Annotated in this window: 23 protein-coding genes; 11 read left to right on the top strand and 12 right to left on the bottom strand. The window is 64.8% G+C overall.

All coding sequences use genetic code 11. The annotated features are described in order from the left end of the window. Nucleotides 1-2 precede the first annotated feature (2 nt). On the bottom strand, nucleotides 3-503 hold the full coding sequence (fliL, locus tag BRAGE_RS0106885) for a flagellar basal body-associated protein FliL (RefSeq protein WP_027560323.1): 501 nt from the start codon (nucleotides 501-503) through the stop codon (nucleotides 3-5). Nucleotides 504-882: 379 nt separating this feature from the next. On the opposite strand from fliL, the gene flgF reads away from it, so the two are divergent. Genes flgF through flgH form a run of 4 tightly spaced genes read left to right on the top strand, consistent with a single transcriptional unit; the run spans nucleotide 883 to nucleotide 4,364 of the window. Beyond that, the gene (gene flgF / locus BRAGE_RS0106880) at nucleotides 883-1,644 is read left to right on the top strand and encodes a flagellar basal-body rod protein FlgF (RefSeq protein WP_027560324.1); all 762 of its coding nucleotides are present in this window, start codon (nucleotides 883-885) and stop codon (nucleotides 1,642-1,644) included. Between the two features lie 16 nt (nucleotides 1,645-1,660). Next, nucleotides 1,661-2,449: a flagellar basal-body rod protein FlgG gene (gene flgG / locus BRAGE_RS0106875; RefSeq protein ID WP_027560325.1), complete on the top strand. Its 789-nt coding sequence runs from the start codon at nucleotides 1,661-1,663 to the stop codon at nucleotides 2,447-2,449. A gap of 10 nt (nucleotides 2,450-2,459) precedes the next feature. Further along, the gene (gene flgA / locus BRAGE_RS0106870; protein ID WP_027560326.1) at nucleotides 2,460-3,599 is read left to right on the top strand and encodes a flagellar basal body P-ring formation chaperone FlgA; all 1,140 of its coding nucleotides are present in this window, start codon (nucleotides 2,460-2,462) and stop codon (nucleotides 3,597-3,599) included. Between the two features lie 3 nt (nucleotides 3,600-3,602). Then, on the top strand, nucleotides 3,603-4,364 hold the full coding sequence (flgH, locus tag BRAGE_RS0106865; protein ID WP_027560327.1) for a flagellar basal body L-ring protein FlgH: 762 nt from the start codon (nucleotides 3,603-3,605) through the stop codon (nucleotides 4,362-4,364). Nucleotides 4,365-4,626: 262 nt separating this feature from the next. Here the strand turns inward: flgH and BRAGE_RS0106860 are convergent, their stop codons facing one another. Next, nucleotides 4,627-5,406 carry a 2-keto-4-pentenoate hydratase gene (locus BRAGE_RS0106860; protein WP_027560328.1) on the bottom strand — a complete coding sequence of 260 codons (780 nt, stop codon included), beginning with the start codon at nucleotides 5,404-5,406 and terminating at the stop codon, nucleotides 4,627-4,629. An 85-nt stretch (nucleotides 5,407-5,491) separates the two neighbouring features. Then, the gene (locus BRAGE_RS0106855; RefSeq protein ID WP_027560329.1) at nucleotides 5,492-6,520 is read right to left on the bottom strand and encodes an SDR family oxidoreductase; all 1,029 of its coding nucleotides are present in this window, start codon (nucleotides 6,518-6,520) and stop codon (nucleotides 5,492-5,494) included. 98 nt (nucleotides 6,521-6,618) lie between these two features. Here BRAGE_RS0106855 and BRAGE_RS0106850 point away from each other — a divergent pair, with 98 nt between their 5' ends. Next, complete coding sequence (locus BRAGE_RS0106850; protein ID WP_027560330.1) at nucleotides 6,619-7,017, top strand: winged helix-turn-helix transcriptional regulator; 399 nt, start codon at nucleotides 6,619-6,621, stop codon at nucleotides 7,015-7,017. Nucleotides 7,018-7,301: 284 nt separating this feature from the next. Here BRAGE_RS0106850 and dksA read toward each other — a convergent pair whose 3' ends face one another. Together dksA and BRAGE_RS0106840 are read right to left on the bottom strand one after the other, a co-directional pair. Beyond that, a complete protein-coding gene (gene dksA / locus BRAGE_RS0106845; protein ID WP_008554760.1) occupies nucleotides 7,302-7,667 on the bottom strand; it encodes an RNA polymerase-binding protein DksA in 366 nt (121 codons plus the stop codon). Between the two features lie 216 nt (nucleotides 7,668-7,883). Next, nucleotides 7,884-8,495, bottom strand: a complete 612-nt coding sequence (locus BRAGE_RS0106840; RefSeq protein ID WP_027560331.1) for an NAD(P)-dependent oxidoreductase — start codon at nucleotides 8,493-8,495, stop codon at nucleotides 7,884-7,886. A gap of 146 nt (nucleotides 8,496-8,641) precedes the next feature. Here BRAGE_RS0106840 and BRAGE_RS0106835 point away from each other — a divergent pair, with 146 nt between their 5' ends. Further along, nucleotides 8,642-9,013 (top strand): winged helix-turn-helix transcriptional regulator, encoded by a 372-nt coding sequence (locus BRAGE_RS0106835; protein WP_092213791.1) that lies wholly within the window; start codon nucleotides 8,642-8,644, stop codon nucleotides 9,011-9,013. Between the two features lie 185 nt (nucleotides 9,014-9,198). Here BRAGE_RS0106835 and BRAGE_RS0106830 read toward each other — a convergent pair whose 3' ends face one another. Continuing rightward, a complete protein-coding gene (locus tag BRAGE_RS0106830) occupies nucleotides 9,199-9,612 on the bottom strand; it encodes a flagellar assembly protein FliX (RefSeq protein ID WP_027560333.1) in 414 nt (137 codons plus the stop codon). 284 nt (nucleotides 9,613-9,896) lie between these two features. Here BRAGE_RS0106830 and BRAGE_RS0106825 point away from each other — a divergent pair, with 284 nt between their 5' ends. From BRAGE_RS0106825 to BRAGE_RS0106810, 4 genes are all read left to right on the top strand, one after another. Next, on the top strand, nucleotides 9,897-11,021 hold the full coding sequence (locus tag BRAGE_RS0106825) for a flagellar basal body P-ring protein FlgI (protein ID WP_027560334.1): 1,125 nt from the start codon (nucleotides 9,897-9,899) through the stop codon (nucleotides 11,019-11,021). Continuing rightward, nucleotides 11,021-11,392, top strand: coding sequence for a flagellar assembly peptidoglycan hydrolase FlgJ (flgJ, locus tag BRAGE_RS0106820; RefSeq protein ID WP_027560335.1), 372 nt, complete (start codon nucleotides 11,021-11,023; stop codon nucleotides 11,390-11,392). Before BRAGE_RS0106825 ends, flgJ begins: the two co-directional genes overlap by 1 nt. A 12-nt stretch (nucleotides 11,393-11,404) precedes the next feature. Beyond that, nucleotides 11,405-11,902 (top strand): hypothetical protein, encoded by a 498-nt coding sequence (locus BRAGE_RS0106815; protein WP_027560336.1) that lies wholly within the window; start codon nucleotides 11,405-11,407, stop codon nucleotides 11,900-11,902. A 159-nt stretch (nucleotides 11,903-12,061) separates the two neighbouring features. Beyond that, a complete protein-coding gene (locus BRAGE_RS0106810; RefSeq protein WP_027560337.1) occupies nucleotides 12,062-12,421 on the top strand; it encodes a hypothetical protein in 360 nt (119 codons plus the stop codon). A 68-nt stretch (nucleotides 12,422-12,489) separates the two neighbouring features. Here the strand turns inward: BRAGE_RS0106810 and flaF are convergent, their stop codons facing one another. The 3 genes from flaF to BRAGE_RS0106795 form a co-directional block, all read right to left on the bottom strand. Continuing rightward, complete coding sequence (gene flaF / locus BRAGE_RS0106805) at nucleotides 12,490-12,858, bottom strand: flagellar biosynthesis regulator FlaF (RefSeq protein WP_027560338.1); 369 nt, start codon at nucleotides 12,856-12,858, stop codon at nucleotides 12,490-12,492. A 291-nt stretch (nucleotides 12,859-13,149) separates the two neighbouring features. Next, complete coding sequence (locus BRAGE_RS0106800; protein ID WP_027560339.1) at nucleotides 13,150-15,390, bottom strand: DUF1522 domain-containing protein; 2,241 nt, start codon at nucleotides 15,388-15,390, stop codon at nucleotides 13,150-13,152. Between the two features lie 242 nt (nucleotides 15,391-15,632). Continuing rightward, a complete protein-coding gene (locus BRAGE_RS0106795) occupies nucleotides 15,633-17,876 on the bottom strand; it encodes a DUF1522 domain-containing protein (RefSeq protein ID WP_028146218.1) in 2,244 nt (747 codons plus the stop codon). Between the two features lie 323 nt (nucleotides 17,877-18,199). On the opposite strand from BRAGE_RS0106795, the gene flbT reads away from it, so the two are divergent. After that, nucleotides 18,200-18,625 (top strand): flagellar biosynthesis repressor FlbT, encoded by a 426-nt coding sequence (gene flbT, locus BRAGE_RS0106790; RefSeq protein ID WP_027560342.1) that lies wholly within the window; start codon nucleotides 18,200-18,202, stop codon nucleotides 18,623-18,625. A gap of 79 nt (nucleotides 18,626-18,704) precedes the next feature. Here the strand turns inward: flbT and BRAGE_RS0106785 are convergent, their stop codons facing one another. The 3 genes from BRAGE_RS0106785 to BRAGE_RS0106775 are packed head-to-tail and all read right to left on the bottom strand — an operon-like array spanning nucleotide 18,705 to nucleotide 23,076. Then, nucleotides 18,705-20,201: a pyridoxal phosphate-dependent decarboxylase family protein gene (locus BRAGE_RS0106785; RefSeq protein WP_027560343.1), complete on the bottom strand. Its 1,497-nt coding sequence runs from the start codon at nucleotides 20,199-20,201 to the stop codon at nucleotides 18,705-18,707. Then, a complete protein-coding gene (locus BRAGE_RS0106780) occupies nucleotides 20,198-21,451 on the bottom strand; it encodes an ATP-grasp domain-containing protein (RefSeq protein WP_027560344.1) in 1,254 nt (417 codons plus the stop codon). The genes BRAGE_RS0106785 and BRAGE_RS0106780 overlap by 4 nt, the downstream gene beginning before the upstream one ends. Next, nucleotides 21,445-23,076, bottom strand: a complete 1,632-nt coding sequence (locus BRAGE_RS0106775; protein WP_027560345.1) for a hypothetical protein — start codon at nucleotides 23,074-23,076, stop codon at nucleotides 21,445-21,447. Before BRAGE_RS0106775 ends, BRAGE_RS0106780 begins: the two co-directional genes overlap by 7 nt. Nucleotides 23,077-23,083: the final 7 nt, after the last annotated feature.

Here is a 23,083-nt window from a genome sequence, read left to right as displayed (position 1 = left end):
CCTCACTGGACCACGACTTCCTTGAACAGCACCGCGCTGACCTGGATCGGCGCGACCGCCGCGTTGACGCGCTTGGTCAGCTCTTCCTTGAGACGGAAGATGCCGGCGGAGCCGTTGAGGTCGGAGGGGCGCAGTTCGCGCACATAGGTCTGGAAGATGTCGGTGACGCGCGGCATCGTCGGCTTGATCGCCTCGATCTGCTTCTCCTCCTTCAGCTCCAGCACGATCTTAAGCCGCAGATATTGCACGCGCTCGCCCGGCGCGCCGGCGAGGTTGACCATCATGTCGGGCACGTCGACGAAGGCCGGCGGCTTAGGCGGCGGCGCCGCCTCGGCATGATGCTCGTCCTCGCCATGGCGGAAGAAGAAGAACCAGGTCGCAGCCCCGCCACCGAGGACGGCGAGCAGGCCGACGGCCATGATGATGAGCTTCAGCTTGTTCTTCGGCGGAGCGGCTTCTGCGCCCTCAGTGGCTGCGCCGCCTTCCGCTTCATTCTCTGCCATGGGTCGCCCGGCTCATCTCTCAAAGGAATCGAAAGAGCGAAGCCTCCTGGCAGACAGTGACGCGATACAAATGCCCCAGCGCAATGCGCTCCTCTTACACGCAAACGCTACGGTAATAATGGTTAACGGAACCTTTCGATTGGGCCTCTGCTAGGAAAAATCTGCCGGGCAAACATGGCTAACAGAACCTTTCTGCCGCCTGCCGGCGCGGCTGAAAAATCGATAAATCATTGTAATATCTAATTTTTATGAGTTGGCACGGCTTTCGCTGAGAGAGGGCCGGGACCGGAAGGTTTGGGAGAACCTGACAGTCTCGTTCACGGGTCCGCCAAGGCGCTTGGGAGAGCGAGGTGGCAGGCCCACTCAGGGGAGATTTCCGATGCAGAACGCGCTTCTGATCGGCCTGTCACGGCAGATGACGTTGGAACGGCAGATGGATGTCATCGCCAACAACGTCGCCAATGCCAACACCAACGGCTTCAAGGCCGACCATTCGCTGTTCGAGGAGTACCTCAACTCGAACGCGCGCGAGGACAATTTCGTCGGCTCCGACCGGCGCGTCTCCTATGTGCAGGACCGCGGCACCTTCCGCGACGTCGGCCAAGGGCCGATGGAGGAGACCAAGAACCCGCTCGACGTGGCGATCTCCGGCAACGCGTTCTTCGCGGTGCAGGCCAACGGCGCCGAGCGCTATACCCGCGACGGCAAGTTCACGCTCAGCAGCACCGGCCAGCTCGTCACCTCCGACGGCAACCTCGTGCTCGGCACCGGCGGACCGATCACGTTCCAGCCGACCGACCACGACATCAACATCGCGCCCGACGGCACCATCACCGTGCTCGAGGGCACCGCCAAGACCGACTCGATCCGCGGCAAGATCCGCATGGTGTCGTTCGACGATCCGGCCAAGCTGAGCAAGCTCGGCGCCAACCTCTACAGCGCGGGATCGGCGACCCAGCAGGCCGACACCAAGTCCACGGCGCAGCAAGGCTACATCGAGAAGTCGAACGTGAATGCGGTCGGCGAGATGAGCCGCATGGTCGAGGTCATGCGCAGCTACACCGCCATCGCCAACCTGCTCCAGCAGCAGAGCGACCTCCACAAATCGGCGATCGAGAAGCTCGCCGACGTTCCGGCCTGATTAGGAGAGAACTGACATGCAGGCGCTTCACACCGCAGCGACCGGAATGGCGGCACAGGAACTCAACGTTCAGGTGATCTCCAACAACATCGCCAACTTGCGCACCACCGGCTTCAAGAAGCAGACCGCGGCGTTCCAGGACCTGATCTACGAGCACGTCCGTCGCGTCGGCGCGCAGGCCTCCGATCAGGGCACCATCGTGCCTGTCGGCGTCGACATCGGCGGCGGCGTCAAGACCGTCGGCACGCCGCGCAGCATGACGCAAGGAACGCTGTCACAGACCGGCAACGATCTCGACCTCGCGGTCTCGGGCGAAGGCTTCTTCAAGATCCTGATGCCCGACGGCACCTACCAGTACACCCGCGACGGCACCTTCCAGATGGACAATCAGGGCCGAGTCGTCACCGCACAGGGCAACCCGGTGCAGCCGACGATCACAATCCCGAACAATGCCTCGGGCCTCGCCGTCAACGAGCAGGGCCAGGTCTCGGTGACGCTGCCGGGCTCGTCGACCTCGACCGTGCTCGGCCAGATCGGCCTCACCCGCTTCATCAACAAGGCCGGCCTTCAGCCGGTCGGCAGCAATCAGTTCACCGAGACGCCCTCCTCCGGTCCGCCGCAGGACGGCACCGCGAACTCCGAGGGCTACGGCAAGATCACGCAAGGCAGCCTGGAGCAGGCCAATGTCGACGTCGTCTCGGAGATGAGCGACCTGATCGCCGCGCAGCGCGCCTACGAGATGAACGCCAAGGTCATCAGCGCCGCCGACCAGATGATGCAATCGACCACGGCGCTGTTCCGCTGAGGTGATGACGATGATCCGCACCACAATCGCCACGATCTCCGCTCTCTTGATGCTGGCCCTGCCGGCGCAGGCCGCCGACGACGTCATCGCCGCGCCGATGCTGCGCGCCAGCGTCACCGTGACGTCGGACGTGGTGCGGGTCGGCGACCTCATCGACAATGCCGGCTCGGCCGCCCTGATCCCGGTCTACCGCTCGCCCGATCTCGGCACCACCGGCGCGCTGCCGGTCGCCCAGGTGCTGAGCGTGCTCCGCGCCAAGCAGGTGATCGGCGTGATGACCGGCGATATCAAGGAGGTCCAGGTCACCCGCCTCGCCCGCACGCTCGCGAACAAGGATCTCGAGATCGCGGTCGCCTCCGCGCTCGAACGCCGCTTCGGCCTTGGGGATGCCGCCAACATCGCCGTGACCTTCGACCGCGGCGTCTCCGACATGCGGCTGGATGCCTCCAACACCGGCGCGCTCCAGCCGGTGGCGACCCGCTACGACGCCCGCAGCGGCCGTTTCGACATCGCCTTCGAGGTCAGCAACGACAGCAATCCGACGCCGACCAAGCTGCGCTTCACCGGCACCGCGATCGAGACGGTGGAAGTGGCCGTGCTGACGCGCGACATCGACCGCGCGGACCTCCTCAAATCCTCCGACATCTCGCTGGAGCGGCGGCCCAAGGCGGAAGTCACCGGCGAGCCCGCCTCGCGCGAGCGCACCATCGGCATGCAGCTGCGCCGGCCGATGCGCGCGGGCACCCCGATCCACGTCGCCGACATCGTCAAGCCCGACTTCGTGCAGCGCGACCAGAGCGTCACCGTCATCTATCAGGTGCCCGGCATCTACCTCACCACCCGCGGCAAGGCGATCGAGAGCGGCGCCGAGGGCGACACCGTGAGCGTCCTCAACCTCCAGACCAAGCGCACCCTGACCGGTGTCGTCACTGGCCGCGGCCAGGTGACGGTCCAGGGCGCGAGCCAATCCGCGCCGATGGCACCTGCGGTCGAGCAGACCTCCTCGCTGAAGCGCGACGAAGCGCCCGCCCCCGTCGACACAGCAGCTCTCGTCCGGAACCTGGTCCAGGCTCCCGCATCACAGGCTCAGGTCGCGCAAGCCCAGATCCCGCAAACTCGCGTCTCGCAAGCTCCAGCCAAGTCAGAGTAAGTCATGTCCTCGTTCAGTTCGGCTTCCCGTCTTCGTCGCATCGCGATCTCGGCCCTGCTGTTGGCAGCCAGCGCGCTGGGCGGCTGCTCCTCGATCGACCGGCTGTCGCAGATCGGCGAGCAACCGAAATTGTCGGCGATCGACAATCCGACGACGCAGCCCGGCTACAAGCCGGTGCAGATGCCGATGCCGAAGCCGGAAGTCGCCTCCTACAATCCGAACTCGCTGTGGCGCAACGGCAGCCGCGCCTTCTTCAAGGACCAGCGCGCACACCAGATCGGCGACCTGCTCACGGTGACCGTGAACATCACCGACAAGGCCAACATCGCCAACGAGACCCAGCGCAGCCGCACCAACTCGGAAGATTCCGGCATTACCGATTTCATCGGGTCCAAGACCATCACGCAGGCGAACAAGATCCTGCCAGGCCGTATCCTCACCGCCGACTCGTCAGCCTCCAGCGACGGCAAGGGCTCGGTCAACCGCACGGAAGCGTTGCAGACCAACGTCGCCGCCGTCGTGACCCAGGTGCTGCCGAACGGCAATCTCGTGGTCGAGGGCAAGCAGGAGATCCGCGTCAATTACGAGATCCGCGAGCTCGTGGTCGCCGGCATCGTCCGCCCCGAAGACATCCAGAGCGACAACACCATCGATTCCACCAAGATCGCGCAGGCCCGCATCGCCTATGGCGGCCGCGGCCAGATCATGGACGTGCAGCAGCCGCGCTACGGCCAGCAAGTCATGGACGTGCTGCTGCCCTTCTAAGTCTCTCCCGAGCTCCCACATCGTGTTCGCGAACCTAGGCGCGAACGACGGTGTACTACGCGGCCCTCGCTAGCTCCCCTGGCGAGGGCCGCATGTGTTTTGGCGATCTATGCTTTGCAGCGCGTGACGTCAGCGCAATTGTAGCGACGTCGCCGCCTCACACCCCGTCATTGCGAGCGCAGCGAAGCAATCTAGTATCCCTCCGCGGAAAGACTCTGGATTGCTTCGTCGCTTCGCTCCTCGCAATGACGACGCGGAGAGCTCACGTAAACTCCACCTCGACCACGCCCAGCCCATCCAGCTCCATCCGCACCTTGTCGCCGGCTTTCAGCCACAGTGTCTTCACAAGACTGCCGGTCAGCACGAGCTGCCCCGCGTGCAGGCCCTTGCCTTCGGCGGCGAGATGATTGGCGAGCCAGGCGAGCGCGTTGTGGGGATGGCCGAGCACGTCGGCGCCGGTGCCGTGGCTGACCTCCTCGCCGTTGACGATGGCGCGGCCCTTGACCGCTTTCAGGTCCGGCACCGACGAGCGCGGCACCGCCTCGCCCAGCACGCAGCCGGCGGCGAAGAAATCGTCGGCGATCAGTGTCGGCGCGCCCATCGTCTCCCATTTCACATAGCGGTCGTCGACGATCTCGATCGCGGGTTGATAGGCCTCGACCGCCTCGCCGACCCATTCGGCCGTGAACGGCGCCTCGCCGGCGGCGAGGTCGCGCTGCAGCCGCACCGCGATCTCGCATTCGACGCCGACACGGACATAGTCCTTGGCGGCAAGCTTCGCGCCGCTGTCATGCACTCCCTTCTCGAACACGCCGCCACCGCAGGGGTGCGGGATGCCGATATAGTCCTGCATCACCTGGCTGGTGCAGCCGATCTTGTAGCCGACCAGCGGCCCGACATGCGGCAGCAGCAGATCGTGCAGCGCCCGCTGGACCCGGTAGCCTTCGGCCTCATCGGCGGGAGGACGCTCCAGCGCCGCCAGCGGCGCATGGTTGCGGCGCGCCAGCGCGATCGCCTTTGCGCCTGCGAGAATCTTGTCCATCGGCGCCGTCTCCCACGCTACCCAATCGAGGACGGCACTTCAGCATCCCCGCCCGGGCCTGACAAGCGCGCCCGGGCGGCCGGCCTCAACTCCTGACCAGGCCAAGCCGGATCAGGCTTTCGGCGGTGGCGAGGATCGCCTCGCCATTGGAGCGCGGCTGCCAGCCGAGCACCGACCTCGCCTTGGCGCTGGTGGAATGCCTGACACGTCCGAGCATCGGCACCACGGCGCGCAGCAGCGGGACCCGGGTCGCGGCCAGCCGCACCAGCCAATCCGGGGCCTGAAACCGCGGAACCCGCCGCGCCCGGGGTCCGAGTTCCCGCCGCAGCACCTTGCCTATATCGAGGATCGACATCGTCTCGCCGGAGACCGCGATGAAACGCTCGCCCTTCGCTTCAGGCGCCGTCATCGCCCGCAGGTGCAGCTCGGCGACGTCGCGCACGTCCACCACGCCGAAATAGACCCGCGGCACGGCCGGCATGGCGCCGTCGAGCAGTGATTTGACGATCTCGATCGAGCCGGAGAAATCCGGCCCCAGCACGGGGCCGAAAATGCCGGCGGGATTGACCACCGACAGCTCCAGCCCGCCGCCCTCACGCGCGATGAAATCCCAGGCCGCCCGCTCGGCCAGCGTCTTGGACTTGATGTAGGGCTGCACGTCGGTGCCCTCGAGATTGGTCCAGTCGGTCTCGTCGAACGGTTTTTCGCGCGGCAGATGGCCATAACCGATCGCCCCCAGCGACGAGGTGATGACGACCCGCCTGACGCCGGCCTCGCGCGCGGCGCGCAGCACCCGCAGCGTGCCGTCACGGGCCGGGATGATCATCTCGTTCTCGTCCTTGGGAACACTGGTCGACAGGGGCGAGGCGACATGAAGCACGTAATCGCAGCCGGCGGCTGCCTCGCGCCAACCGTCGTCCGCGGTGAGGTCGGCGGTGAAGAACGACAGGCTCTCCGGTGCAGCCGCCCCGCCCTCGCGGAGCATGGCCAGCACGCCGTCCCGCCGGTCCGGCCGACGCACCGTGGTCCGCACCTTGTGGCCGGCGGCCATCAGTTGCAGGACGACGTGGACTCCGACAAAGCCCGAGCCGCCAGTGACCAGAACAGTGCTCATTGCCAAACTTCCCTCGCTGCATAGGCCGGCGAATTTGGTTCCGCCATGGCCCTGCTCAAGGCCGCATCTGGTCACTATGTCCTGGGGGAACAAGTAGAATGGATTTCGAGACCGGTATGGAAAATCTGACCAGCGTTTGTGATGGCGACTGCGATTGCAGCCCGGACCCTACCCTGCTCGCCGACTTCAAGCGGGCCATCCATGCCCTCGGCGGCAAGTGGAAGCTGGAGATCCTGTTCGCGCTGATGAACGGCGCGGTTCGTTTCGGTGCGTTGCGACGATCGATCGGCGGCATCACCCAGCACATGCTGACGACGCAACTGCGCGAGCTCGAGCAGGATGGCCTCGTAACGCGAACCGTGTTCGCGGAAAAACCCTTAAGGGTCGAGTACGAGCTGACGGATGCGGCTTACGGCCTGTTGCCGGCGTTTAAGGAAATGTTGAGCTGGTCCAGGCTCTATGGCGATGCGCGCCTTGCGGCGTCGCGACAGGCCTGATTGCAGCGATGCGTGATGCAGCTCGTTCAGCGCCGCAAGCTTGGAGTCGATCTTGTTGACGCGACTCGCAAAATCTTCCCCCACCTGAAGTGAAGGCTGTTTCTCATCCGAACTCACGTGAGCTCGGAGGAAGTGACTCTAGCCCATTGATCGCGATTCACTTTTCGCGATTGCGCTCACACATTGACGTGCGCGGCCGCAGGCGACAGGCAAAAAGCTGGTCCCGGCGCGAAACGGCGCCTTGCGTCCCAAAAACAAAGAGCCGCAACTCTGCGGCTCGGGCTCTATTCGTCGCGATAGACCTTCTCGCGTTTCTCGTGGCGCTCCTGCGCTTCCACCGAGAGCGTCGCGATGGGTCGGGCTTCGAGCCGCTTCAAAGAGATCGGCTCGCCGGTGTCCTCGCAATAGCCGTAGGTGTTGTCCTCGATACGCTGGAGCGCGGCGTCGATCTTGGCGATCAACTTGCGCTGGCGGTCGCGGGCGCGGAGTTCGATGGCGCGGTCGGTTTCGGACGATGCCCGATCGGCAAGATCGGGGTGGTTGACGTTCTCCTCCTGCAACGCTTGCAGGGTGAGCTTGGACTCTTTGAGGATCTCATCCTTCCAGGCGAGGAGCTTCAAACGGAAGTACTCCTTCTGCCGGTCGTTCATGAAAGGCTCTTTTTCGGTTGGTCGGTAGTTTTTCAACTTTTCCAAGGGCGGCCCATCTGTCTAAGCAACGACTCGCTAACGGAACGGGGTCCGTTGAGCGGGGCCTTATATAGCTACGTCCTGTGACAGACAATATTGTCCTGATCGCCCAGGTGCCGCCCCCAAACCCTTGCACAGGAAGGTTTATCCTGGAGAGCCTGGGGGGCGGCCGAAGGCCTAGTAGCCGACCGTGAAGCGCTGCCTCAGATGGGCCGGGCGCTCGATCTCGTCGGCCAGTGCAATGGCGTAGTCGGCAAAGCTGATCCAGCTTTTCCCGTTCGCATCTGCGAGAAGCTGATCGGTCCCGAGCCGGAACTTGCCAATGCGCTCCCCCTCGACGAACAGCGCCGAAGGCGAGATGAAGGTCCAGTTCAGGTCTTTCTCCTGCCGCAGCAGGTCGAGGAAGTCGGAACCCTTCTCGGCCTCGGCCTTGTACTGGGCGGGAAAACCGGGGGTTGTGACCAGCTTCACGCCGGGAGCGACCTCCAGGCTGCCCGCGCCACCGACGACGAGGTAGCGGCTTACGCCGGACTGCTTCGCCGCACCGATCAGCTTGAGCGGGTCGCTGGCGAGGAAGTGCACGGAACTCACCGCAACGTCGTGCCCCGCCCACAGCATGGCGAGGCCGGCCTGGTCGAGCACGTCGCCCTTGGTCGGCGTGACATTCGGCAGAGCCGCGATCTTCTCGGGACTGCGGGCGATGGCCGTGACCGCGTGGCCGCGTCGGGACAGTTCCTTGGTGATCTCCGACCCTGCCCGGCCCGAGGCGCCGGCGACTGCGATTTTCATGGAGGGCTCCTTTGCTTCTATAGTAACTAGCGGTGACTAAATATCGCAAAGAATGCTGGTGTTAAGAGAGCACTTTGTGCTTACCTGATTACGCCGGAGTAACCCGCGTAACCGCCGGAACGGAAATGGATCTGAGGACCCCAATGATGAAACCCGACGTCTATGCAGCGAACTGCCCCACGCGCCAGATCCTCGATCGCGTCGGCGACAAATGGGCAGTGCTGATCCTGTTGCTGCTGCGCGAGGAGCCGATGCGCTTCAATCAGTTGCGCCGGACGATTGAAGGCATTTCGCAGAAGATGCTGAGCCAGGTTCTCAAATCGCTCGAACGCGACGGCCTGATCAAGCGCCGCGCCATCGCGACCGTGCCTGTGACGGTGGAGTATTCGATCACGCAGCTCGGCATAACCCTCGCCGCCGCAGTCGATCCCCTGCGCGACTGGGCCGAGCAAAATCTGAAAGACGTCCTCGCCGCCCAGCGCCGCTACGACGCGCAGCTGAAGGATGAAGCGGCTTAACAGGACGAGTGGCAGACCCGTCATCCTGAGGTGCGAGCGGCGCGATGCAAAGCGTCGCGCCGGGAGCCTCGAAGGATGTACGGCCGAGACTTCTCAGCGGGGCCGTCGCCCTTCGAGGGCCGCTGGAGAAGCGGCCACCTCAGGCGACAACGGCTTCGCCGTTGCGCGGGGGTGACGGATAACGATCAGGCCTGCCCGGCCTTGGCCAGCTCGACCTCGACGCGCAGCTCGATCTCGGCAAGCACGGCATCCAGTCCGGCATCGCCCGAGGACGATTTCAAATTCGCCGCCGCATCGCGCAGCCGCATCACGGTCGAGGCGTCGAGATTGCCGGAGAGAAGCCCCATCTTGAGATCGTCGAGCACGTCGAGCGCGGTCTTGCCGCGGGCGACCGAGCGCTTGCGGCGCTCGACCGGATCCTCCTCGATGCCTTGCAGCGCGATCAGCGCGTCGATATTACCGGCAGCCTTCGGTGCGGCGGCGCTCCGCGTCTCCTGCGCCGACGAGGTGTCGGGCAGCACGAAGGTGCCCGAGCCCGTTCGCCTGGCCTGGCTGGCCGGCGCTCCAAGCGTGGTGCCGTTCGGTCCGTAGATGCGCATCGGAAGCAATCCGGGTGATCGATGCCTCACCTTCGCTGTTTTATGGTTAACGGGACGTAAACAGCCCGGCAAAATCTGCCGACATGCGGCAGTTTCGCTCCTCAGAGACAACGGCCGCTGACACCGGTCGAAACAGATTTATTCAACCTATTCAGCGATCTAGCTCCACTGCGCCGGGTTGGCACAGCGCTCGCAAGGAAAGCGTCGGACCAGCTCGTCATGGGAGTGTCGCAGAAGGTCCTTCGATTTGAGGAGGCTTTTTGAGGGGCCTTGGGGAGCAGAGAATGCCAGGCGTTCGTTGGGTGAGGATTGTTGGGGTGGCCTGCGCCGCGCTGTCGGCGCTGGCGCTGTCGGTCAGTTCGGCGGCTGCGACCTCGCGCATCAAGGACCTCGCCAACATCGAAGGCGTGCGGCAGAACCAGCTCATCGGCTACGGCCTCGTCGTCGGCCTCAACGGCACCGGCGACACGCTCAACAACATCCCCTTCACCAAGCAATCGCTGCAAGCGATGCTCGAGCGCATGGGCGTCAACATCCGCGGCGCCACCATCCGCACCGGCAACGTCGCCGCGGTGATGGTCACGGGCAATCTGCCGGCCTTCGCCACGCAAGGCACGCGCATGGACGTCACCGTCTCCGCGCTCGGCGATGCCAAGAACCTTCAGGGCGGCACCCTCCTCGTCACCCCCCTGCTCGGTGCCGACGGCAACGTCTATGCGGTGGCGCAGGGCTCGCTCGCGATCTCCGGCTTCCAGGCCGAAGGCGAAGCTGCAAAAATCGTGCGCGGCGTGCCGACCGTGGGCCGCATCGCCAACGGCGCCATCATCGAGCGCGAGATCGAGTTCGCGCTCAACCGGCTGCCGAACGTGCGCCTGGCGCTGCGCAACGCCGACTTCACCACCGCCAAACGGATCGCAGCGGCGATCAACGACTATCTCGGCGTCAAGACCGCTGAGCCGATCGATCCCTCGACGGTGCAGCTTTCGATCCCGCCGGAGTTCAAGGGCAACGTCGTCGCCTTCCTCACCGAGATCGAGCAGCTCCAGGTCGACCCTGATCTGGCCGCCAAGATCATCATCGACGAACGCAGCGGCATCATCGTGATGGGCCGCGACGTCCGCGTCGCCACCGTCGCGGTGGCGCAGGGCAATCTCACGGTCACGATCTCGGAGAGCCCGCAGGTCAGCCAGCCCAACCCGCTGTCACGCGGCCGCACCGTGGTCGCGCCGCGTAGCAGCGTCTCCGTCACCGAGGACGGCAGGAAGCTGGCTCTCGTCAAGGACGGCGTCTCGCTCCAGCAGCTCGTCGACGGCCTCAACGGCCTCGGCATCGGCCCGCGCGATCTCATCAGCATCCTCCAGGCGATCAAGGCCGCCGGCGCGATCGAAGCCGACATCGAGGTGATGTGATGCAGACGAGCACGATCAACACCCCGCACCTCACCACCTACTCCCCGGCCTTCTCCGTCGAGAGCCGCAACGGCCGCCCCGATTTCGAGCTCGCCGCCGCGCTGCAGAAGGTCTCGCCGCAGCAGCAGGCCAAGGCGCAGAAGACCGCCACCGATTTCGAGGCGATGTTCCTCAACAGCATGTTCTCGCAGATGACCTCGGGCCTGAAGGGCGAAGGCCCATTCGGCGACACGCCGGGCACCGGCGTGTGGCGCTCGATGCTGACCGAGCAATATTCCAAGAACTTCGCCAAGGCCGGCGGCGTCGGCGTTGCCACCGAGGTCTACCGCACCCTGATCATGCAGCAGGCGAAAACCATCCGCACGGCATAAGGTCAAAACGAGATGAACCAATTCACCGCCGCACGTCAGCCGATGCCAGCGCAGCGCCCGAACACCGCGCCCGGCAGCATTGAAGCGCGCAAGCTCGCCGAGAACCTGATGGATGCGATGAACGCCCTGCTCGGCCTGATCGAACGCGAGACCGAGCTCGTCCGTGCCGGCAAGGTCCGCGAGGCCATGACGCTCGAGAGCAGGAAGCAGGAGCTGTCGAAGAACTATGTCGTCGCCGTCAGTGAATTAAAGGCCAACCAGGCCCAGCTGGCGAAATCCGCACCCGAGCTGCTCTCGACGCTGCATCGTCATCACGACGCGTTCCGCGCCATGCTCCAGGTCAATCTCACGGTGCTTGCCACCGCACATGCGGTCTCCGAGAGCGTCGTGCGGGGCGTCAACGCCGAGATCCAGAAGCGCAACGTCCCGAACACCTATACGGCCGCAGGACGCCGCGCCGCTCCCGGCCCGCGCCACATCACGCCGCTCGCGGTCAGCCGCTCGCTCTGAGCGCGCGCAACAACAAGCTACAATTTTACGAAAAACCGCGCGGCGATCTCGTCGCGCGGTTAGGCACGTTTCCTTACCCGGTCTTCAATCCTGGTGTTCCATGGTTGCGCATTGAGAGGGGTTGGGATTTGACTCGCGTAAGGCAACCAGGAGGCTGCCATGAGTACAGATTTCAGCATCCGGCCGGTGGGGATACCGGCCCCCGCGCAGATCGTGACGACGTCGAATTCGGCGGCGAACGAGGCCGTGCAAACTGATTTGCCGGTGAGCCAGACGGTCGCCGCGAGCGATACAAGCGCGGCCGTGCGCAATGATCTCCAGAACAATCAGAACATCTCGCGCCAGGTCGTGTTCGACCAGGCGGCCGCCTCGTTCGTTTTTCAGGTGGTCAACGAGAAGACCGACGCAGTGGTCAACCAGTTTCCCGACGAGGCGATGCTGCGCCGGCGGGCTTACTTCCATGCGGAGGATCTGAAGGCCCAGCCCTCGCGTCCGCTCAATACGGACCTCAGCGCCTGACGATCAGGTGTCGCGCATAGCAAGCGCGGTGCCGAGATAGGTTGAGCCGGTCGCGGGGAGCACCGTCCTTACGGGCGGCCGGACAGACCGGCGGCAATGTTGCGGTTGATCTCGATCAGCGGACGGAAGTGATCGAACTGCGGGCTCATCTGGAGCGCGGCGGTCTGGCTCAGCACGAACACGCTGATATTGGCGATCTTCTGCCGGACGTCGAGCGGCTGCGGATTGGTGTCGCGCATCGCCTCGCTGAGGAAGATCGTCCAGAGCTTGCGATTGAACATCAGCGCCTGCATGGTCTGCTCGCTGAGCGGATCGGCGCTGTTGACGGCATCCTGAAGCTTGTTGGCGGCCTTCAGCAGGGTTTGCGCTTCGATGTCCCGGGGAGAGGCGGTGGTCGTTGCGACACGCGCGTAAGCCGAGGCAGCGGAATTCGACATCAATCACACCTTGGAGGTTTACCTAGCCCGTTGAACGCGCTTAAGGATTTCTTTCCCAACCCTAGGCAGCACCGCTTAAGATTTGCTTACGTGTCTGCTTGGAAGCCCTCCGGACTATTACGGGTCGCGGAGTCCTTCGTCATCGCGAAGCTAGATGTGCACATGCGCGCTGTAAACACGTCTCGCATGATGCGCATCGATCTCGGCTAATCCTGCCTTAGCGATCTCCATAAAAACGGCGGAGCATGAGCTCCGCCGCGACGTTACGATTCAATTTCTTACGCCGCGAGACTAGCGGAGCAGCTGGAGCACGCTCTGCTGCGACTGGTTGGCGAGCGACAGCGCGGAGACCGCGATCGACTGGCGGGTCGACAGCGCCTGGCTGTTGGCCGCTTCCTCGTTGGTGTCGGCCAGCGTCAAGTTGGACGAGCCGGTCTGCAGCACGTTGATCAGGTTCTTCGAGAAGTCCTGACGCACCTGCACGATCGAGAGGTTGGAGCCGAGCGCGGAACCTTCCGAGCGCAGCGTGCTCGAGGCCGCATTCAGGCTCGCCAGCACCTTGTTGGTCGCACCGTTGTCGATGAAGTCGACGCCGTTGACGAGGTTGCTGAGGCCGAGGCCGGCCGCGTTGAACACCACGCCGTTGATGCTGAGCGTCGAACTGCCGGTCTCGTTGAAGACGAGCTTCAGCGTGTCGCCGTTGAGCAGGTTGACGCCGTTGAACGAAGCGTCCTGCGAAGTGGTGTCGATCTGCGCCAGGATGTTGTTGAACTGATTGACCAGATTGGAGCGCGCCGTCTGCGCCACGGGATCCTGGATCGGCGGCTGTGCGGTGGTGAAGGCAACCGTGCCGGTGATCGTGCCGCCGACGACGCCGCCGGCGGTCACCGAGCCGAGCGTCGAAGAGGCGTATTCGTTGACGGTGGTGATCGTGAGCACGCCGTTGGCGTCGATCGTCGCCGTCAGGTGGTTGGCTTGAAGCTGATTGTTGAGCTGGTCGAGCGTCTTGACCGTGCCGTTGGTGCCGTCGCCGAAGGTGACGTTCACGGGCGTGCCGCCGTTGAAGGAGGTGAAGGTCAGCGTCTTGCCCGAAATGCTGCCCGGACCCGGCGAGCGTCCCGCGGTGAAGGCGGTGCCCGTGCCGGTCGGACCGGTCAGCCCGAACGCGGACAGCGCGTTGCCCGTTCCGGTGATCGACAGATCTGCGGTGGTACCGGTGCTGAGCTTGAGAGCGCCGTTGACGACGGTGGACAGCGACGAACCGCTGGCCGCGACCACGGCGCCGCCACTGACGATACCGGCGCCCGACGCCAGATCGACCGCGTTGAGCGAATCCTGAACGGTTGCGCCCTGGAGGTAGACGACGGAGTTGCCATTGTTGTCGGTGACGATGTTGCCGATCTTGGTCGACCCGGTCGGCGCGGCAGCAGGCGCGGCCGCGTTCTTGAACGTGACCGTCTTGCCGTCGACGTTGAGCGTGGATCCGTCCTGAACGAGCGTGCCCAGCGTGGCTGGGGCGGTCAGACGCGCCTTGGTCACATTGACATTGCCGGAGCCGGTCGCGGTGGTCAGGCCCAGCGCCTTGAGGAAGTCGGCCTTGCCCGTGATGCTGAGATCGGCGCCGGTGCCGGTGGTGAGGGTGAGCTGGCCGCCGGCGATGGAGGCGTTGGCGCCCGAGGAGTTCGACAGCGTTGCGGTGCCACCCGTGATCGCCGCGGTTTGCACGCCGCTTGCGAGATCGATCGCGTCCATCACGTCCTGGACGGAGGCGGCCGGGGCGGCAGCTGTTCCGAGGTAAACCGTGGAGTTGCCATTGCCGTCGGTGACGACGTTGTTGTTCTTGCCTGAGCCGGCGGGAACGTTGGCGACCGCAGGGGCTGCCCCTGCCCGGAAGGTGATGGTCTTGCCGTCGACAATCAACACATCGCCGTCGGATGGTGCGCCGTTCGCCGCAATGGTGGTGGCGCTCGGCGTACCGAGCAACTTGAGATTCGGCGCAAGGCTGGCCGCCGTGCCCGCACCGTCGGGAGCGGCGTTACCGGTCAGGGCTTGCGAAACGCCGCCGAGCGTGGTGCCGGTGGTGATCGGAGTCGTACCGCCGCCCGTGCCGTTGGTGACGACGTTGCCGGTCGCGGTCGCATAAGTGTAGCTCGTGGTGCCGCGCAGATCCGCCGGCGTCGCGCCGGGGATCGTGGTCGAGATGTTCGACTTGGTCGAGTAGCCGACCGTGGTCTGCAGCGCCTGGTTGGCGATCGACTTGGCGCTGTCGATCAGCTTTTGCAGCGAGGTGATGCCGGTGTTGGCCGCCTGAAGCACCTGCACACCGTTGTTGATACCGTCGAGCAGGTTGCTGATGTCGCTTGCCCGGTTGTCCAACCCCTGCGCGGTGAAGAAGTTGGTCGGGTTGTCCAGCGCCGTGTTCACCTTCTTGCCGGTCGACAGTCGGGACTGGGTGGTGGCGAGCAGGTCGGCCGTTGATTGCAGCGACAACAGGTTCTGGCGAACTGACGCCGAGAGAACGATGTTGGACATTGGCGGTCTTCCTTTTGAACCGGATACGAATCGGGCTCGCCGATCTGGAAAGCGGGCTTTTGTCGAGTTTTAGGGGCTGTCCTTTAAAGTATGGTTAACGGCGACTTAAGGGATAGGGTTAATGCCGGGTTAGCGCCCTCCCCGGCCCGGAACACGGGCTCGATCGAGCCCCTGCACGAACGAAAAAAGCGGCGGGGCCGAAGCCCCGCCGCCAGTTTTAGTTCCGTGATTTCAGGCGCTTATTAGCGGAGCAGCTGGAGCACGCTCTGCTGCGACTGGTTGGCGAGCGACAGCGCCGACACTGCGATCGACTGGCGGGTCGACAGCGCCTGGCTGTTGGCCGCTTCCTCGTTGGTGTCGGCCAGCGTCAGGTTGGACGAGCCGGTCTGCAGCACGTTGATCAAGTTCTTGTTGAAGTCCTGACGCACCTGCACCACCGAGAGGTTCGAACCGAGCGTCGAGGCTTCCGAACGTAGCGTGCTCGACGCCGAGTTCAGGTTGGTCAGGACCTTGTTGGTCGCCGCGTTGTCGATGAAGTCGGTGCCCTGCACCAGCGAGGCGAGACCCAGACCCTTCGAGTTGAAGGTCACGCCCGTGATGTTCAGGTTGGACTTACCGGTCTCGTCGAACACCAGCTTGAGCTGGTCGCCGTTGAGCAGGTTGACACCGTTGAACGAGGCGTCCAGCGAGGTCGTGTCGATCTGGGTCAGGATGTTGTTGTACTGGGACACCAGGTTGGTACGGGTGGCCTGAGCAACGGCATCGGCAACCGGCGCGGTGGCGTTCGACCAGGTCAGGGCCGAGGTGATCGTACCACCGATCGTACCACCGGCGGTGGCAGATCCGATCGTCGAGGACGCATAGTCGTTGGTCGCCGAGATCGTGAGCAGGCCGTTGGCGTCGATCGTGGCCGACAGGTTGTTCGCCTGCAGCTGCGTGTTGAGCTGATCGAGCGTCTTGACCGTGCCGCCGGTGCCATCACCAAAGGTGACGTTGACCGCCGAGCCGCCGTTGAAGGAGGAGAAGGTCAAGGTCTTGCCCGAGATGCCACCCGACGCCGCGGAACGGCTCGCGGTGAAGGCGGTGCCGGTGCCGGTGGAGCCGGTCAGGCCGAGCGCCGACAATGCGTTGCCCGAACCTGTGATCGACAGGTCCGCGTTCGCACCGGTCGAGAGGTTGAGCGCGCCNGCCACGATCGACGAGTTCTTGGCGCCTGCGGTCGTCTGCAGGGCACCGGAAGCACCCGCCGTCTTGACGGTCTGCACACCGGTCGCGAGATCGATGGCGTTCAGAANGTCNTTGACGTTGCCGGCCTGAAGGTAAACGGTCGAGTTGCCGTTTCCATCCGTGACCAAATTGCCGACCTGGGTGGAACCCGTTGCGACTGTGGTGGGCGTCTTCGCGTTCGAGAATGTGATCGTCTTGCCGTCCACGTTCAGCGTCGATCCGTCCTGGATCAGGGTTCCGAGCGTGGTCGAAGTGGTCGAACGCGCCTGGGTGACGGTGACCTGGCCGCTGCCGGCCGCGCCCGTCAGGCCGAGGGCCTTCAGAAGGTCGGCCCTGCCGGAAATGCTGAGGTCAGCGCCGGTACCCGTGTTCAGGGTGACCTTGCCGGCGGCGATGCTGTTAGCAGTGCCGCCGCCGCTCAGGGTAGCAGTGCCACTGGCGATCGAGACCGTCTGAGCTCCGCTGGCAATGTCGATGGCATTCAGCAGGTCCTGCGCACTACCCGTGGCAGCCGTAGCGCCAAGATAGACGGTCGAGTTGCCGTTACCGTCCGTGAGGACATTGCCGACGGTGCCGGATCCCGACGGGATATTCGCGCCGGTCGGAACGTCCGCGGCCTTGAAAGTGATCGTGTGGCCATCGACGGTCAGCGTTTCACCGTCGGTTGGTGCCGCACCGGAAGCGATGGTCGTCGCACCGGCGGTACCGGCCAGCTTCAAGGCGCCGGTGAAGGCGGTCGTACCGTCGCCGGCCACTGCAGCCGAGCCGGTCAGGGCAGCGGTGACACCGCCGAGCGTCGTCGTTCCGGTCGCAACGGTCGCGCCACCGGACGCGCCGGAGAACAGCACGTTGGAGAGCGCGGTCGTGCTGGTGTAGGTCGTGGTGCCGCGCAGGTCGGAGGCCGTCGCGCCAGCAATCGTGGTCGAGACGTTCGACTTGGTCGAGTAGCCGACCGTGGTCTGCAGCGCCTGGTTGGCGATCGACTTCGCGGAGTCCAGCAGCTTCTGCAGCGAGGTGATGCCGGTGTTGGCGGCCTGCAGCACCTGCACGCCGTTGGCGATGCCATCGAGCAAATTGTTGATGTCGCTGGCGCGGTTGTCGAGCGACTGGGCGGTGAAGAAGTTGGTGGGGTTATCGAGCGCCGAGTTCACCTTCTTGCCGGTCGACAGACGCGACTGGGTGGTGGCGAGGAGGTCGGCGGTGGACTGGAGGGAGAGGAGGTTCTGACGAACCGAAGAGGAGAGAACGATACCGGACATACTGTTACCTTTCTGGTAGCTACGCGTCCTGTTTGACCGAGATTGATCAAACGACCGGCGGACGGTGCCTCCGAGCCTCTAACAATCCGTGAAATGAAACCGCCGGTTTGTCCGCGTCGGGCCCCAAGCGCCGTCCCGCACGCTTGCAGCGCAGCTCTTTGCAACCGCTCAAGCCATTGAGATCGTTACGCTCTTCAACACGACCGCGAATCTTTACGACCCGTTAACCACATTCAGCAAGGATTGGACCCAAATCAGGGTCGGCAGTTGTCATTCACCGGGACGCGCGCCGCTCGTTACAAAATAGTTGATGGAGAACAGGCATGGCTCTCAAGGTCGAGCTCAAACCGCACGAACGCATCATCGTCGGCAACTCCGTGATCACCAACACGGACCAGCGCGCCCGTCTTCTGATCGACGGCGAGAACGTGCCGATCCTGCGCCAGCGCGATATCCTCACGCCGGAGACCGCCGACAGCCCCGCCAAGCTCGTCTATCTGGCGGTCCAGCTGATGTACATCTCGCCGGATCCGCAGACCCAGCACGGCACCTACTTCAACCTCGTGCGTGACATCGTCACCGCAGTGCCGAGCTCCTGGCCGATCATCGAGGGCATCAACAACAACATCATGAGCGGCGACCTCTACCGGGCCCTCAAGGAGGCCCGCAAGCTGATCGCCTATGAAGACAAGCTGCGCGACCAGTACAAAGCCACCCATCCGAACGGCGACGTCAGTTCGGCCGCTTGATCGAGCCGTATCCTCCGCCTGAACGACAACGGCCCCGGATCACCTCCGGGGCCGTTCGCTTTTCATCGGCGTTTCGTGATCACTGCGCCGCGATTGGCGGCGCCTCGACCTCGATCACGCCGCCGCTGCGCTGCGCGCCGAACTTGAGCACGGCCGCAACCAGCGCATCGATGTCGGTCTCCTCGGTGCGATGATTGACGATCGCCGCGCGGATCGCGAACTTGCCATCCAGCGTCGTGCTCGACGGCGCCGCGATGCCGGACTCCTGGATGTCGGCGACCACCTCGCGGTTGACCGCGTCGGCGGCGCGATAGCGGAAGCAGACGATGTTGAGATTCACCGGCGCCAGCAATTCCAGCCGCGGCTCGGCCAGAATGCGCGCCTCCAGATATTTTGCCAGCGCACAGCTCCGCGCGATCACCGCGCCGAGCCGATCGGTGCCGAACGTCTTCAACGTGAACCAGGTCTTCAGCGCGCGGAAGCCGCGCGACAGATCGGGGCCGAGATCGCAGGGCCAGACCGTGCCGGCCGCAAGCCCCCTCGCCTCGCGGCTGAGATAGGCCGCCGGCTGCGCAAAGGCCTGCCGATGCTGCTCGCCGTCGCGTACCAGCAGGAAGCCAGCATCGTAGGGCACCTGTCCCCATTTGTGGAAATCGAGCGCGATGGAATCGGCGAGCTCGATGCCGCCGAGCAGTGGCGCGAGCTCGGGCGAGAGAATTGCGAGCGCACCGAAGGCACCGTCGACGTGAAACCAGATGCCTTCCTCGCGGCACAGCTGCGCAACCGCCCTGAGGTCGTCGATCGCGCCAATATCGACCGTGCCGGCGGAGGCGACGACAAGGAACGGCTTGAAGCCGATCTCGCGGTCCGCGGCGATCTGCGCGCGCAGCGCGGCGACGTCGATGCGATGATCGGCGTCGACATCGATCTTGCGCAGCGCATCGGTGCCGAGCCCTGCGATGTGCATCGCCCGCGAGACGCAGCCATGCGCGGCCCGCGACGTATAGGCGGCGAGCAGCGCGCCGTCATTGCCGATGCCGTGCTGTCGCGCCAACGTGCCGAGCGCTGCCGTGCGTGCCACCAGCACCGCCATCAGATTGGCCATCGACGTGCCCGTGACGAAGATCCCGCTGGCGCTGTCCGGGAAGGCAAACAAATTGCGCATCCAGCCGACGATCTGGCGCTCGACCTCGATCGGCATGTGGTCGCGCCCGCCGAGATTGGCGTTGAGGCCGGCCGCGAGCATCTCCGCAAGCATGCCGACCGCGGTGCCGCCGCCATGCACCCAGCCCATGAAGCCGGGATGGACGTTGCCCGTCGCATAGGGCGCGACGTGCTCTGCGAATTCGCGATAGACCTCGGCGAGCTCGCTCGCCCCGCGCGGCACGTCGCTCTTCAACGCCGTGCGGACCTCGTCGGGGATCGGTTGCCACACCGGACGCGAGCGAATGTTGGCGATGCCGTCGATGGTCTCATCCAGCATGCGATGGGCGAGCGCGCGAAATTCGCTCCAGTCCTGCGGATCGAGCGAGCCGTTCGTGATCGAGCTCTGCGTGTTGCGGATGATCTCGTTCATGCTGCACTCTCCGCGCCGGCGCTGGCGTGCCGCGACAGCATCGCGGTGAACGCAGCAAAGATCTTGCGCATCTGCGGCGGCTTGTAGGGAAACACGGCCGGCGGATCCATGTTGTGCACGACGGCGGTGTTGTCGGCTTCGAAGACCAGCAGCTCGCCATCGCGGTTCTCGGCGCAATCGACGATGAAATAGTCGAGGCCGACGCGCTTGCTCATCTCGGCGAGTGCGCTGCGATGACGCGCGGCGAAAGCGTTGTCAAAGTCGAGCATGAAGGTGGCTTCTTCAGCGCGCTTCTCCTCGCTGAACGCCATGTAGGCGTTGAGATACCAGATGTCCCAGCGGTCGGCGATCGCCATGTGGCAGGCGTAAGGCTTGCCGTCGACCATGGTGAGACGATATTTGCGGTAGAGCCCGTCGGGGTTCGCATAATCGACGAAACGCGCGACGAAGAAGTCCTGCTCCTGCCGCTCGGCGAGATAGGCCTTGAGCGCCGCTGCATCGTCGACCTTCGCGAGTCCGACACCGGCATGCGTGCCGCGTGGCCGCACGATCATCGGAAAGCGCAGCTCACCGGTGATGTCAGCGCAGGCGATCTTGCCTTCCAGCAATTCGGACAATTGCGCGCGCGTTGTGTGGACGGTCACGGGAATGTCGAGACCGGGGATATCAGCCAGCAACCGGTACAGCTTGTCGCGATCGAGATTGCCGATGAGCTCGGGGCGATTGAGCAGCGGCCGCGGCCAGCGCGGTGCAGCCTGCTCGATCACCGCGAGCGTCTCGCGGCATTCCTCGGAATCGGAGGCGACCACGATGGCGACGTCGTGATCGGGCAACGTCTCGGGCAGACCGACTCCCTTGACCACATACAGCGTCAGCAGCTCGATGTCGGAGCCTTCGAGCAGGAATTCGATCGGGGTGTTGCCGCCCATGTCGATATCGGCCGCGAGCGCGAGCACGCGCAGGCGCGGCTTGGCAACCGCGCACGGCGTGCGAAACAATTGATGGAAGGCGAGCACCTCGGTCTGGATCACGAGCCCGGCCTCCTTCTCACCGAGAAGCTGGGCAATCAACGACAGGTCGAGGCCCTCGCCCGCCTCCGCCGTTCCTTCCGCGATGCGCGCCAGCAGATGCTCGCGCAAAGGATGCAGATCGCCGCCCTCGAAGGCCCGCCGCGTCAACTGCGCAAAGCCGATGCGGTCGGAATAGTTCGGCGTGGTCACGCTATCAGGCGCGGAAACAGGATTCAGCATCTTTGGGCCTCGAGCACAAACTTCCCCGGCGCAGCCGTGACACGGTCAAGCAGCAGCTCGATCTTCACCAGGACGTGGGCGATGCGATCGAGCACATGTTGCAGATTGCGTTGCGCCTGTGCGGGATCCGCCGACCAGGCTTCGGTGACGAGCCGCGCGCCGACGCAAAGCCGCAATGCGGCCTGCGGCGCCTCGCCCTGCCGCTCGAGCCGGACCGGCTGGCCGACCAGGCAGCGTTGTGCGGCGACCTGCCGGTCCGCCGCGCTGCCGCTGAGCTCCTCGTTCATGTCGCGGGCGAGCGCCCGATGAACGGCGCTGGTCTCGGCGAACGAGACAGGTTTGCCGTCGCGCAGCAGCATGAACGGAAGGATCGTGGCGCGGGCGAATTCCTCGTCATCTGCACCGATGTTCTCGGTCGCTGCTGGAATGGAACGCAGCGACGGCGACAGCGCGATCATGCTGTCGATGCCGGCCGCAAGCTCGGCCAGCGCCCTGGCGCGGAAAGCGCCAGGCACTGCGTAGTACCTGCCGATCTCCGCGAGCGCGGCTTCCCACCGCAGCCACTGACCGAAATTCGGCCGGCGCTCGAACCGCGAGCGCAGCACCGTCCAGGCCGTCGGCCAGTCGCCGCGGCCGGCATAATCGAAAATGCCCGGCGCGATCGCGCCGATCCGGTCGATCGACCGCGACAGGCCTTTCGGCACCAGCAGCGCACCGCTGAAGGCAGGTCCGCCGAAGAACTTCGAGCCGGTCATCAGCACCATGTATCCGCGGTCGAGATAGCAGCGCAGCCGGCGGCGGCCGAGCCGCGCCTGACAGGCATCGACGACCACCTGAACCTTGCGCGGCCAGCGCCGCGCGATCTCATCGAGGCAGGCAGCACTCGGCGCGCGCCAGCCGAGTTTTGACGAATCCATGATGTGCAGAAGAACGCAGCGGCCTTGCGCGAGGCTGGTCTCAATGGCACGCATCACCGCAGCATCCGTATCCGCGCGCATCGCGATGCCGGAGGCGGCATCCATCAGCGGAACCGCGATGCTGTCGGCGGAAAGACCCGCAACCGCGGCATCCTTGCGCACCGCAACGCCGCTCGCCGTCATCGAGCTGAAATGGTGTCCACGCGCGGTATGAACCGTGCCGCTGCCGGTCTGATCCGTGCCGACCACGATCGTCACCGGCGGCGCGCCGAGCACCGCGCTCGCCAGGAACAGCGCGTGAAGCTGGGAGTCCGTGCCGGAGGGCGAGAACACGACGTCGACCCTCGGCGAGAGCTGAAGGTGGCCGCGCAGCTCCTCGCGCATACCCTCGCAGCGCGCGTCGAAGGCGATCTCGACCTCGTCGAACAGGCACCTGTGCATCAGCTCCTCGCGCGCCAGCGCGGCGCGGTCATAGGCCGCTTGCGAGATGGTCGACGCGGTCGAGGACGCGAAATTCCAGATCTCTGGCTCGGGCGAGGCCGCACAGCCATAGGCGTTGACACGATCCCGGGGATCGAGCACCAGGCGCGGGTCTCCGCCGGAGACCAGCAGCGTGTCCAATGGCGTGAAGAGATCGCGCAAGAGGTAGCGCGAACCGCCGTCGGGCGCGCGTTCCGAAGCTGACGGACGGGATGCGCCGGTGCTCATCCCGCAA

It is taken from the genome of Bradyrhizobium genosp. SA-4 str. CB756 (genome assembly GCF_000473125.1).
Lineage (GTDB): Bacteria > Pseudomonadota > Alphaproteobacteria > Rhizobiales > Xanthobacteraceae > Bradyrhizobium > Bradyrhizobium arachidis.
This window is presented reverse-complemented; position numbering and strand designations above follow the sequence as displayed.